General features: G+C 43.9%; 12 protein-coding genes and 1 pseudogene. 6 read left to right on the top strand and 7 right to left on the bottom strand.

The annotated features are described in order from the left end of the window. Positions 1 to 18: 18 nt before the first annotated feature. Complete coding sequence (locus KHN78_RS15050) at positions 19 to 651, bottom strand: response regulator (protein WP_223917807.1); 633 nt, start codon at positions 649 to 651, stop codon at positions 19 to 21. Further along, positions 638 to 2,374, bottom strand: a complete 1,737-nt coding sequence (gene narQ / locus KHN78_RS15045; protein WP_211916822.1) for a nitrate/nitrite two-component system sensor histidine kinase NarQ — start codon at positions 2,372 to 2,374, stop codon at positions 638 to 640. Before narQ ends, KHN78_RS15050 begins: the two co-directional genes overlap by 14 nt. Before the next feature lie 247 nt (positions 2,375 to 2,621). On the opposite strand from narQ, the gene napF reads away from it, so the two are divergent. The 6 genes from napF to KHN78_RS15015 all read left to right on the top strand — a co-directional run bounded on the left by napF (position 2,622) and on the right by KHN78_RS15015 (position 7,235). Further along, a complete protein-coding gene (gene napF, locus KHN78_RS15040) occupies positions 2,622 to 3,107 on the top strand; it encodes a ferredoxin-type protein NapF (RefSeq protein WP_211916820.1) in 486 nt (161 codons plus the stop codon). A gap of 43 nt (positions 3,108 to 3,150) precedes the next feature. After that, on the top strand, positions 3,151 to 3,459 hold the full coding sequence (locus KHN78_RS15035) for a chaperone NapD (RefSeq protein WP_211916818.1): 309 nt from the start codon (positions 3,151 to 3,153) through the stop codon (positions 3,457 to 3,459). Beyond that, a complete protein-coding gene (napA, locus tag KHN78_RS15030; protein WP_211916816.1) occupies positions 3,456 to 5,945 on the top strand; it encodes a periplasmic nitrate reductase subunit alpha in 2,490 nt (829 codons plus the stop codon). Before KHN78_RS15035 ends, napA begins: the two co-directional genes overlap by 4 nt. 77 nt (positions 5,946 to 6,022) lie before the next feature. Next, positions 6,023 to 6,478: a nitrate reductase cytochrome c-type subunit gene (locus KHN78_RS15025; protein WP_211918813.1), complete on the top strand. Its 456-nt coding sequence runs from the start codon at positions 6,023 to 6,025 to the stop codon at positions 6,476 to 6,478. A gap of 28 nt (positions 6,479 to 6,506) precedes the next feature. Beyond that, entirely contained in the window at positions 6,507 to 7,085 is a 579-nt protein-coding gene (locus tag KHN78_RS15020) for a NapC/NirT family cytochrome c (protein WP_128813120.1), read from the top strand. A gap of 15 nt (positions 7,086 to 7,100) precedes the next feature. Further along, positions 7,101 to 7,235 carry a TIGR02808 family protein gene (locus KHN78_RS15015; RefSeq protein ID WP_082038710.1) on the top strand — a complete coding sequence of 45 codons (135 nt, stop codon included), beginning with the start codon at positions 7,101 to 7,103 and terminating at the stop codon, positions 7,233 to 7,235. Between the two features lie 253 nt (positions 7,236 to 7,488). Here the strand turns inward: KHN78_RS15015 and phaC are convergent, their stop codons facing one another. The 5 genes and pseudogenes from phaC to secF form a co-directional block, all read right to left on the bottom strand. Then, positions 7,489 to 9,264 (bottom strand): class I poly(R)-hydroxyalkanoic acid synthase, encoded by a 1,776-nt coding sequence (phaC, locus tag KHN78_RS15010; RefSeq protein ID WP_211916814.1) that lies wholly within the window; start codon positions 9,262 to 9,264, stop codon positions 7,489 to 7,491. Between the two features lie 64 nt (positions 9,265 to 9,328). Next, positions 9,329 to 9,676 carry a phasin family protein gene (locus KHN78_RS15005; RefSeq protein ID WP_128813122.1) on the bottom strand — a complete coding sequence of 116 codons (348 nt, stop codon included), beginning with the start codon at positions 9,674 to 9,676 and terminating at the stop codon, positions 9,329 to 9,331. Positions 9,677 to 9,716: 40 nt separating this feature from the next. Beyond that, a complete protein-coding gene (locus tag KHN78_RS15000; protein ID WP_211916812.1) occupies positions 9,717 to 10,925 on the bottom strand; it encodes an acetyl-CoA C-acetyltransferase in 1,209 nt (402 codons plus the stop codon). Positions 10,926 to 10,936: 11 nt separating this feature from the next. Further along, positions 10,937 to 11,676, bottom strand: a pseudogene (locus tag KHN78_RS14995) (SDR family oxidoreductase). Positions 11,677 to 12,315: 639 nt separating this feature from the next. After that, complete coding sequence (gene secF, locus KHN78_RS14990; protein WP_128813125.1) at positions 12,316 to 13,218, bottom strand: protein translocase subunit SecF; 903 nt, start codon at positions 13,216 to 13,218, stop codon at positions 12,316 to 12,318.

Here is a 13,218-nt window from a genome sequence, read left to right as displayed (position 1 = left end):
GGTTTTTTTATTCTGATACTATTTCAGCTCACCAAATCGCTCTAAATAGAGCACCGTCGCCGCTGTGCGTGACGGTACTTTTAGTTTCTTAAGCAGGCTTTTCATGTGTACTTTCACTGTTGATTCGGAGATAAACAGACGGTCAGCAATCTGTTTATTACGGAAACCACGAGCCACTTCTTGGAGAATTTGTGTCTCACGATCAGTCAACGTATCAAACACATCCTCTTGTCCAGTTCGTTCATCCAAATACTTTGCCACGGCTTGGCTATACGCTTTATCTCCCTTATGCGCTTGCTTAAGCAACTCAACGAGTTCATCTGGCTCAGTATCTTTTAACAGATAACCATCCGCCCCACTGCGTACAATAGCTTCGATATCTGATGGGCTATCAGATACCGTTAAAATCACAATTCGAGCCTCACAGCCATCTGCGCGCAAAGCTTTAAGCGTGTCTAAGCCAGACATGCCTTTCATATTAAGATCAAGAAGCACCAAATCCAGCTCAAGTTCATGCGCCTTTGCGACCGCATCTGCACCGCTGCTTGCTTCTGCGATAACTTCAAATTCTGGCTCAAAACTGAGAAGCTGCTGAATACCACGTCTCATGAGTGGGTGATCATCCACCAGCATAACTTTACACACTGTCAATGTTTACTTCCTTACTATGTTGGAATTCTAGTCTTACCGTACAACCACTATTTGTTGCAGCCTCAATTTTGAGGTCAGCATGCAACCGAGCCGCTCGCTCTTGCATAATGCTCATACCATAATGATTTAGTTTTTCGTCTTGCTGATCAAAGCCTATGCCATCGTCTACTACGGTCACTGTGACTTTCCCATCAAAATCAAGACATTGAATTTCAATATTCTTCGCTTTAGCGTGCTTGATCGCATTAATTGTCGCTTCTCTGATCAACTGTAGCAAGTGCACCTGTTGATGAGCGTCTAACTCTGTTGAAGAGAGTCTGTTATTCAACGAAATATTCGCTTCTGTTTGGTCATCTAATGTAGAAACCATTTCTTTGAGCGCTTGACCAAAACTGCCCTCTTTTATCGTGAGACGGAAAGTCGTCAACAGCTCACGTAGTTGAGTGTACGCAGCCGAAAGACCCGTATCGAGTTCAGCGATCACTTGATTGGTTTGTTCGATCGCTTTTTCATCTGGAATATTCCTCACACTACGCTTCAGCAACGACACCTGTATCTTCAGATAAGATAAGGCCTGTGCCAGAGAGTCATGCAACTCGCGGGCAATGGTTGCACGCTCTTCCATCAACAATAACTGCTCGGCTTGTCGCTGCGCTCGATTGTAATATACCGCACGAGATAAGATTTGAACAAAATTATCAATAAGCGATTCATTGGGGCAAGGCAACCCCACTTTCCAATGCAGATAGCCAAGATGTTGGCCGTCAAGCGTGAGCACTTTACTGTGACATTCACTATCGCATTCGTGGCAACAACTGTCCCCCTCAGTCAAAATCCAGTTGGGTTCGTCGATTTGGTCAATTTCGAGCTTGACTGCACGAATGCCTTCTAAACTGGCGATATGTTGCAATATCGCTTGAAAGTTATCTTGATTTATTCGTGAGGCCGTCAGTTCTTTCGATGAGTCATAAAGCACTTGAAGTGATTGATTCGCATGCTGCAATTTTCGTGTTTTTTCATCAACCGCTTGTTCTAAACCCCGGTACAACTTTCCTAAATCACTGGCCATTCGGTTGAAGGTTCGGGTCAATATCCCCATTTCGTTATCACTCGACACATTCAGCGATACATCAAATGAACGATCCTTTATCTGTTCACTAGCAAAGACTAAAGCACGTAATGGCTTTACAACTTCTAACCGAACAAAGTGCACCACAAACATGCTCACACATAGGATCCCCCCAAGACCTAAACCACCAATCCACGCCAAATTAATCAGCTTTTGCTCAGAATAATTTTGCAGCTTAAATACAAACCCATCGATTTGCTTTACAAAGCCAGCAACAAGTACCAAATATTGATCCCTGTCTTGACTCTTGAGTACCGACTTAAGTTCATGCCAACGAAGAATCAGTCGGTAATAGTCTTGGGTTATGTCATCTGGTACGGACCAATGTTGAAGTGCACGCATCGAGTGTGAATAGATAGACTCTTCAAATAAGTCAATATGTGCAGAATAATCAACAGATTCGCTCTGAATATCATGCGCTAAACGGTAACTCTGCATACGCATCGATCCTGAGACATTCACCGCTTCTGCATCATTCAAACTCGAGGCTAGGGTAAAAATTGCAAAGCCAGTTGTCGCCACGGAAAGAAGCAAAATTAACATCATGGCTGACGCGATCGTACGCGTTACCGACTTTTTCACATTTTTAAACAACTCAGAACTCCGCTCTTTTGATAACCATGTTTGGGGAATAGCCCGAACACATTATCTTTCAACTTTATCAATATGTGATCACCTGCGTCGGAATTTATTGATCCAAAACAAGATAGCATCCTAATTACCTCCTAAGAGGTATTTATAGATATATGTCAAAAACTACAATTTCATGAGCGTAAATGACAGATTGTTAATGACATTGTGGGCTATGCTTGATTTAAGTTTCAATTATTGAGGTGTGTAAGTGGTAGACCTTTCTAAACGAAGACTCTTTGCACGAAAATTGCGAACCGAGAATTCCGTTCGTCTCCCTTGGTTAGCAAAATCTTCTCAATTCACCGATGGCTGCACGCGCTGTGGTAAATGCATCGAGGCTTGTGAAACTAAGATCATAACCAAAAGCGATGGTGGGTTTCCTGCTGTCGATTTTTCTATTGATGAATGCACCTTTTGTTACCAATGTGCGGAGGCTTGTCCAGAGCCACTATTCCTAGCAGAGGCCGAGCAACCTTGGCAGGCAAAGGCGAACATCAACGATAACTGTTTAGCAAAACAAAATGTCGAATGCCGAAGTTGTGGGGATATGTGCGACCCGATGGCAATTCAGTTCAAGTTAGAACTTGGCAAAGTTGCACAACCAAATTTAGACCTTGATGAGTGTAACGGCTGCGGCGCCTGCGTTTCAGTGTGCCCGACTTCATCCATCAATGTGAGCAATATAACAGCCTAGCCGTCAGTGGTCGGCGCAAAAGGCAATAAAACGAGAGAGATGTATGTCACTAAACGAAGTGCACATTTCAAGTCTGGTAGTCCATGTTCTGCCTGAACATCTGGCTGAGATCAAAACCCAGATTGAAGCGTACGAAAACGCAGAAATCTACGGTGACAGCCCAGAAGGCAAAATTGTGGTGGTGCTAGAAACCGAGAATCAAGGTTTCATCACCGACACTATCGATGAGATTAATAATTTACCGAATGTCTTGAGCACAGTACTGGTTTATCACCAAATCGAAACTGGGCTAGAAGAAATGGACGAAAAAGACACTGGAACACAACATTCCCAAATCGAGGGTGAAGTATGAAAATGACAAGACGTGCGTTTGTGAAAGCAAACGCGGCTGCATCAGCTGCTGCTGTCGCAGGTATTACACTACCAGCTTCTGCAACCAATCTGATTGCAAGCTCTGATCAAACCAAAATCACATGGGACAAAGCGCCTTGTCGTTTTTGTGGTACAGGCTGTTCTGTTCTTGTTGGTACACAAAACGGCAAAGTGGTAGCAACTCAGGGTGACCCTGAAGCACCAGTAAACAAAGGCCTTAACTGTATCAAAGGTTACTTCCTTTCTAAGATCATGTACGGTCAAGACCGCCTAACTCAGCCTCTTCTGCGTATGAAAGACGGCAAATACAGCAAAGACGGCGACTTCGCTCCTGTATCTTGGGGTACCGCTTTCGACATCATGGCTGAAAAATGGAAAGCCTCTCTAGAGAAGAAAGGTCCAACAAGCATCGGTATGTTCGGTTCTGGTCAATGGACCGTAATGGAGGGTTACGCTGCTGCTAAAATGATGAAAGCGGGTTTCCGTTCTAACAACATTGACCCGAACGCACGTCACTGCATGGCGTCTGCGGTAGTAGGCTTCATGCGTGCATTTGGTATCGATGAGCCCATGGGCTGTTACGATGACTTCGAGAACGCAGATGCTTTCGTTCTTTGGGGTTCAAACATGGCAGAAATGCACCCTGTTCTTTGGACTCGTATTACTGACCGTCGTCTAAGTCACCCTCACGTAAAAGTGAACGTGCTTTCGACTTACTACCACCGTTCATTTGAATTGGCAGACCACGGCTACATTTTCAATCCTCAGTCTGACCTTGCGATTGCTAACTTCATCGCAAACTACATCATCGAAAACGATGCCGTGAACTGGGACTTCGTGAATAAGCACACCAACTTCACTCAAGCAGACACGGATATCGGTTACGGTCTACGAGATGATGATCCGCTACAAAAAGCGGCGAAGAACCCGAACTCTGGCAAACTGACTTCTATCTCATTCGAAGAATACAAAAAGTCAGTTGCGCCATACACGGTAGAGAAAGCATCTGAAATCTCTGGTGTAGAGAAAGAAAAACTGATTGAGCTTGCGAAGCAATATGCCGATCCAAATACGAAAGTGATGTCTCTATGGACGATGGGTATGAACCAACATACTCGTGGTGTATGGATGAACAACTTGGTTTACAACATCCACCTACTAACCGGTAAGATTGCGACTCCGGGTAACAGTCCATTCTCACTAACAGGTCAGCCATCAGCGTGTGGTACGGCTCGTGAGGTTGGTACGTTTGCGCACCGTCTACCAGCAGACATGGTGGTTGCTAACCCTAAACACCGTAAGATCGCAGAAGACATCTGGAAGCTACCGGAGGGGACTATCCCACCAAAACCTGGTTTCCACGCGGTACTGCAAGACCGTATGCTGCATGACGGCGTGCTGAACTGTTACTGGGTTCAATGTAACAACAATATGCAAGCAGGTCCGAATATCAACGCTGAACGTCTTCCTGGTTACCGTAACCCAGAAAACTTCATCGTTGTATCTGACCCATACCCTACAGCAACAGCGCAAGCGGCTGACCTTATCCTTCCGACTGCAATGTGGATTGAGAAAGAAGGTGCTTACGGTAATGCTGAGCGCCGTACTCAAGCGTGGTACCAACAAGTCGGCACTATTGGTGAGGCGAAGTCAGACCTATGGCAGGTAATGGAGTTCTCGAAACGCTTCAAGATGGAAGAAGTGTGGCCAGAAGAGCTACTTGCAAAAGCGCCAGAGTACCGCGGTAAGACTATGTACGACATGCTGTTCAAAAATGGTCAAGTCGACAAGTTCCCTATCGAAGAAGCGCGTGAGATGAACGACGATGCTCACCACTTCGGCTACTACGTACAGAAAGGTCTGTTCGAAGAATACGCGACATTTGGTCGTGGTCACGGTCACGATTTGGCACCTTACGATGTTTACCACACAGTACGTGGTCTACGCTGGCCAGTGGTTGATGGCAAAGAAACGCAATGGCGCTTTAAAGAAGGCTCAGACCCTTACGCGAAAGCGGGTTCAGGCTGGGACTTCTACGGTAATGCCGATGGCAAAGCGAAAATCATTTCTGCCCCATACGAAGCACCACCAGAAGTGCCGAACGAAGAATTCGACATGTGGTTATGTACAGGCCGTGTTTTAGAGCACTGGCACACTGGCACGATGACTCGTCGTGTACCAGAGCTTTACAAAGCCGTACCGGATGCCGTTGTATACATGCATCCTGCTGACGCGAAAAAACGTAATGTACGTCGTGGTGAAGAAGTTCTGCTTGCTAACAAGCGTGGCGAAGTACGTGTTCGCGTTGAAACTCGCGGCCGTAACCGTCCACCTGAAGGCTTGGTATTCGTACCATTCTTTGATGCCCGTATTTTGATTAACAAGTTGATCCTTGACGCGACGGACCCTCTGTCTAAACAGACAGACTTTAAGAAGTGTCCAGTCAAAATCACCAAAGTTGCTTAACCGTCAAATAACGAACGCAAAGGCCGTCTGCTCGGCGGCCTAAAAAAGAATTAAAGCCATAAGGCGGAGATGAAATGATGAAAAAATACCTTATCGCACTTTTATCTGTAGGTGCTTTATTGACTGGCGTTGCACAGGCTGAACTGGATAATCCAGGAGGCACTGGTGGTCTGAATTCACTGCGAGGCGCGACGCAACTTGAAGACACGCGTCCTGCCGATGATTTCAAAGACTTTCCAAAGGACCAAATCGTTGCGGATAGCTTTGTTTATCAACCGCCGTTGATCCCACATAGCATCCGTAACTACGAAGTGTCTTTAAACGCAAACAAATGCCTAGCCTGTCACAGCTGGAAAAATGCGAAAGATGCAGGCGCGACTAAGATCAGTGTTACACACTACGTAAACCGTGAAGACGCAGTACTGGCAGATATGTCGCCACGTCGTTACTTCTGTTTGCAATGTCACGTTCCACAAACAAGTGCTACTCCACTAGTGGAAAACGAGTTTAAGGCAGTCGATTCGCTTCAGTAATTGAAACGCGAGTACTAAGAGGTTACTTATGAAAATACTTAAAGCGTTTTGGAAGAGACTGTCGAGCCCGAGTAAAGCGGCCGCTGGTGTGGTTTTATTCTTAGGCTTTGCTGGTGGTCTTCTGTTTTGGGGCGCATTCAACACGGGTATGGAAGCGACCAACACAGAAGAATTCTGTTCTGGCTGTCACGCTCCAATCGTCGCTGAAATGCAAGAAACGATTCACTACTCGAACCGTTCCGGTGTTCGCGCTATTTGTTCAGATTGTCACGTACCACATGAATGGACGGATAAAATTGTTCGTAAAGTTCAAGCATCTAAAGAATTGTTTGCACACTACGTAACAAAGACCATCGATACGCCAGAGAAATTCCAAGCGCGTCGTGAACACTTAGCAGAACGTGAATGGGCACGTATGAAGAAAAACGACTCTCTTGAATGTCGTAACTGTCACCAGTTCGATTACATGGACTATTCACAACAAGGTAAACGAGCTGCAGCTCAACACTCAACCGCTTTGGCTTCAGGTGATAAAACATGTGTAGATTGTCATAAAGGTATCGCACACAAACTGCCGGACATGCATGGCGTTGAAGGCTGGCAATAAGGAGAAATACAGACAATGAGCAATCTTGAATCCTTTATCTGGCATTTCCTTGGTTACAGCGCAATGCCTTTCATTATTCTTTCCGGCTTTGTGGGGGTAGCAGCAATCTCTTTATGGCTACTCTCTCTAGGTAAGGATAAAGAGGTCTAAACACCTCAACTCAGTCAGCACTTTTGCCTATTTTGTTGACGAACAACGCCGAGCACTCGCTCGGCGTTTTTTATTTCTTTATTTATTTCTTTAGCGACAAAGCCTAATCATACCCATTACAGTAAGCAAGATAAGAGATAAGAGATAAGAGATAAGAGATAAGAGATAAAAGCTAGCGCAGACAATAAAAAAGCGGCCATTTATAGACCGCAATAACTACTTAAGGTGTAGGGAACTTTCACTATAAAACAGGTTACGAATCTTCTAGTGGTAACGTCTGTTTGACGTAATTGCCTGGCGCTTGACCAATGATTGGGTTGTTCTCTGAACCCACTGGAAATTGCTCAACCTGCTCTTTCGGATTAAATTGCTGAAGCCACTCGTTCCAATGTGTCCACCAAGAGCCCTCTTGATATTCAGCATTACCAAACCATTCATCAGCAGAGTCATCGAGCGTATCATTAAGCCAGTAACCATACTTATTCTTAGCCGGTGGGTTAACAATACCCGCAATATGACCAGATTGACCAAGCACAAACGTCTTGTTACCACCCGTATTTAGTGCGCCGCGATACGTTCCTTGCCAAAGGGCTATATGGTCTTCTTTCGTTGAAATAAAATAGCTTGGGATCTTGATCTTGTTTAGATCAATCCACACCCCACCAATTTTCACCCCTTTTTCTTGAACCAGTTTGTTTTCAAGATACAACTCTCTTAGCAAGAAGTTGTGGCTGGCAGCGCTCACGTTTGTGCTATCACTATTCCAGTACAACAGGTCAAAATCGACTGGGCTGCTGCCTTTGAGGTAGTTATCAACGTAATAGTTCCAATACAAGCTGTTTTCTCTCAGCAAGCTAAAGGTGACACTTAACGAACGTCCATCCATATATCCTTTGGCATTATTTTGCGCTTCAATAGCACTGATAATGGTGTCATTGATATACGCCCCTACTTCCCCTGGCTGGGAGAAATCCAGTAGCGTGGTAAAGAACGTTGCTGACTTAATACGCTTCTTCATTCGTTTAGCTGCGTAGTATGCCACCGTGCTCGCAAGCACTGTACCACCTATGCAGTATCCCGCAGCATTGATTTGTTCTTGCCCTGTGATGTCTTCAATTGCTGTAACAGCCTTTACAACCCCCTCTGTGACATAATCACCAAACTCTACGTTTGCCTGCATTTTGCCCGGATTTCGCCAAGACATCATGAATACACTGTGTCCTTGCTCGAGCAACCAGCGAACCATAGAGTTCTTAGCCGTTAGATCAAGGATGTAGTATTTGTTAATAAATGGAGGGACGATCAGAAGTGGCGTCGCATTCACTTTTTCGGTGAGAGGACGGTACTGAATGAGCTCAAACAAATCATTTTGGAAAACAATGTCACCCTCAGTTGTCGCAACATCTTCACCAAGTCGAAACGCGTTGTTGTTTGTCATGCGCACTTTCAAAATATCTGCGCTTGATTCAATGTCTTCACGCAACTGCTCTAATCCACTCAATAAGTTTTCACCATTTTGCTCTAACGTTAACTTAAGCAGCTCAGGGTTAGTGGCGATAAAATTGGATGGGGAAAGCGCATTAATGGCCTGACGAGAGAAGAATACGATACGTTCTTTGGTTTTTTCATCTAACCCATCTAAAGACTCTATCGTTTCTAGATAAGTCTTGCTAAACAAAAGGTAAGATTGCTTGATGAAGCTATACATGATCTCATTTTGCCACGCTTCATTTGAAAAACGTTTGTCGCCTTTTTCAGCTTCGATAATTTGTGATTGATTACCTGCTAAAGCCACGTTTTGCCAGATTTGAAGTTGCTGCTCCCACCATTGTGCTTGTAACTTTAAGATAGCAGCTGGCTGATTTGCGATCTGTTCAAACAGTTTAGCAGTGTCCTCGAGATTCACTTCTTGCATTGCCTTGTTCAAAGGAGAATTCACGACTGCCTTGTTGACTTCGAGATCATGCCACCACTGTTGATTGGTTTCTTGAAGCTTAACAAGATAGTCCGAAAAGAAGTGTTGAAACATAGTCTTACTCCTATATTCGGATAAAAAAACGCCGCCTCATACTCGGGCGGCGTAAAATGAACAATTACGCAGGAGTAACCGTCTTTAGATTGTCCGAAGTCATTTTTTCAACATCATCTTTAAACTCTTTTGCGATCGCTTGCAGCTTGTTGCTATCGTCCATCATTTGCTGAGAGAGCTTTGTTAGCACACCCAACTGCTGGCTATTAAATGCCGTCAATGAAGTGACATCTTTGATTTCAGATGCCGCTTTCATTTGGTTTAAGCCGACTTCACTGTAGGTACGAATTGCGTTCAATTGAAGCTCTGTCAACACTTCGACGTTCTTCGTCACCAACTTATTGAACTTTAGGTATGGTTCTAGATTTTTTTCTGTTTGATCGCTAAATGTCTTGAAGAAATCAGTGTACATAGTTTATCTCCTAATAAAATTTAAATGTCCGTTTAAATAATTACTTAACTGCTCTTACAATCATTGCAGTGCCCATACCGCCACCAACACAAAGTGAGGCAACACCGTATTGACCGTTCTGTTTTTGAAGTTCGTGTACTAACGTAACCAAAATGCGATTACCCGATGCACCTAAAGGATGGCCTAAAGCAATCGCGCCACCATTAGGATTTGCTTTGTCTTGAATAGAGTTCACTGAAACGTTATTCGTCGCTGCAAGTTGATGAATAACGCCAAGCGCCTGAGCTGCGAACGCTTCATTTAATTCGTAGATATCAATATCTGCAGTCGTGAGTTCTGCTTTGTTGAGTGCCTTATTGACCGATTCGACAGGCCCTAACCCCATCACTTTTGGATCCAAACCTGATTGTGCATAACTCACAATCTCTGCAATTGGGGTTAAACCTAACGCTTGTACTGCACTTTCAGAGGCAACAACCATCGCACTTGCGCCGTCATTGATACCAGACGCATTCCCCGCCGTCACCGTCCCCTCTCTATCGAAAGCGGGACGAAGCTTACTTAAGCCCTCTAACGTGGCGTTTGCTTTAGGGTACTCATCGGTATCAAACAATACGGTTTCTCGGCGCTGCTTTACTTCAACGGAAACAATTTCATCTTTAAATTTGCCCGCTTCAATAGCCGCTACCGCTTTTTGTTGACTAGAAAGAGCAAACTCATCTTGTTGCTGACGCGATAAACCGACCTCTTTCGCTACATTTTCAGCGGTAACCCCCATGTGGTATTGGTTATATACGTCTGTCAATCCGTCGCTAATAAGAAGATCTTTAAGCTCCATATTACCCATACGGTTACCATCCCGGATATTGCTTGGCACAATGAATGGAATTTGCGACATGACTTCAACGCCTGCTGCCACGACCACTTGCGCATCGCCACTTCGAATATGAGTCACCGCATCCATAACGGTTTTCATGCCACTTCCGCAAACCATATTGACACCATAGGCAGGGGCAGATTCTGGGATGCCTGCAAGCAATGCCGCTTGACGCCCGATTCCCATTCCTTGTCCTGCACCAATCACATTACCGACAATAACTTCATCTACGTGATTCACAGGGACCGCACCTGCCTCTAATGCGCCTTTAATCGCAACCGCAGCAAGTTCACCTGCGGATTTCTTTTTTAAACTGCCACCAAATGCACCAATTGGCGTGCGTTTTGCCGAAACGATATACACTTTTTCCATGTTACTTCTCCTTAGTTCATGTGTAGGCCGCCGTTCACTGACAATGTTTCGCCAGTGATATAAGCGCCCGCATCACTTACTAAGAAGCTAACCGATGCTGCAATTTCTTCAGGCGAAGCCAGTCGCTTCATAGGTATTTGACTGGTAATCGACTCCAACACTTCTGGGTTCATTTTTTCAACCATCGGCGTACCTGTGTAACCCGGTGCAATCACATTTACGGTCACCCCCGAACGCGCTCCCTCATAAGCCAGAGCTTTCGAGAAGCCGATCATCCCCGCTTTTGCCGCAGAGTAATTGGTTTGACCAAACTGCCCTTTCAATCCATTCACTGACGATATATTAATGATACGACCACCACTTTCTCACACATCGCTGAGAAGACGGGTTGGGTCACATTAAACAAGCTGTTTAGGTTGGTGTTTATGACATCATTCCATGCTTGTGCCGTCATTTTTTTAAACACACCATCACGGGTGATACCTGCGTTATTGACAACGACATCAATCGTCCCTTCTTCCTGAAGTAGTTGAATTAATTTATCTGCACATTCCTCAGTATCCGTCACATCTAACTCAAATAAACGAACCTGCTCTTTATCAAATGCTTTTTCGTGAAACCATTTTTGTGCTGATTCATAATTTCCTGTCGAGTATGTAGCGACTACTCGGAAACCATCATCAACTAATTGAGAAGTAATGGCTGAGCCAATTCCACCTTTTGATCCCGTGATCAACGCAACTTTCTTCATTGAAGACTCCATTCTTTACGGCTTTAATGATAGCGAACTAAGACTAAGGCAATTTTTTTGCCAACTAACGTGTTATTTATTATTTCAACAACAATTCCATTGCTGCCTTTATTTTAAATTAACGAAGAATTATTACATTTCAAATAAAAATCTAATTCATTTGCATAAGATTGATTTAGATCTCACTAACACTGAAATGTTACACCCTTGTTAATTCTTCGCAATGTGTTGTTTCATAAGAAAAAACAAAAATTACCGCTTATATTTAAGCTTAAAAAAGCCCGGATGATCATGCAGTTACAAAGAAATTAAGTGCTGTTACATTCATTATTGACTAAGGATCTTCGTCGCCAAAAATTTGGATGATTACTCTATTCGCCTGCACTTTATAACTACTCCAATATTCATATTCCAGTACAATATTTACCATAGTAAATTTTAAATGAATGCCTTATAAATATTTAATGAATTATATTTAAATTAAATTTATACATCCTTATTTACATCTTTCATTTGGACTATATCTCTGAAATATAGATTTTTCCTTTGCTTTGATTTAGTGCAGAAAGCACAACAATGAAGCAAAAAAAACGCCACTCAAATGAGTGGCGCATGCACTTTTCCCTTATACTTTCACCGCTATGGTGCGGTATCGATTTCCACCGGCAAATAATGCTTTGGTTCTAATTTTAACCATTCAGGTAAAACCGTACCAATTGATATTGATGACCACGTACCTGAAAGCACGCCAATGAACATCGCGGTAGAGAAGCCAGCTAATGCTGAGCCGCCCATAATCCATAACGCACCAACGGTGATTAACGTTGTACCTGATGTCACCATGGTACGAGAAAACGTTGCTAGTACCGCTTCATCGTTAATTTGCTCGGTTTTCCAATTCTGTTTAGCGACTAACAACTCACGAATTCGGTCTGCAATGATGATTGAGTCATTCAATGAGTAACCAAGGATAGCCAGAATTGCCGCGAATACGGTTAAGTTAAACTCCATCTGCGTTAGTGCGAAGAAGCCAAGCACAAGGATCACATCGTGAGCCAATGCAAACAGTGAACCGCTCGCTAAGCGCCATTCAAAACGGAAACACAAATAACCCAAAATCGTCAGTACTGAAACAAGCAGTGCTAAACCACCTTGTTCAAACAGATCTTGCCCTACTTGTGCCCCAACAATACTGTTGCTCACCACCTCAACTTGATGGGAAATCGGCTTTAGAACATCTGCAACGTTGGGTACTGACTGACCATCAGTTGGAGCAGAGTAACGGATCAGCCAACGACCATCTTCTCCTGAACGCGTCACCGACGTAGACTCACCTAGCTTTGGTTGCAAAGCATTCAATAAATCATGATTAGTCAATTGCTTATCAACTTTTACTTCGGTAACCATACCACCAGTAAAGTCTAGACCAAGGTTCAGCCCTTTTACTCCAAGTGCAACCAAAGCAATGATTGTCAGTACTACCGAGACAAAAGTAGTGAAATAACGAATTTTACGAATATTATGCTTTAACATTTCGACCAT

The sequence above is a fragment of the Vibrio sp. B1REV9 genome (assembly GCF_905175395.2).
GTDB lineage: Bacteria > Pseudomonadota > Gammaproteobacteria > Enterobacterales > Vibrionaceae > Vibrio > Vibrio alfacsensis.
The sequence above is the reverse complement of the archived record's forward strand: the minus strand, read 5'-3'. Positions and strand labels throughout refer to the sequence as shown.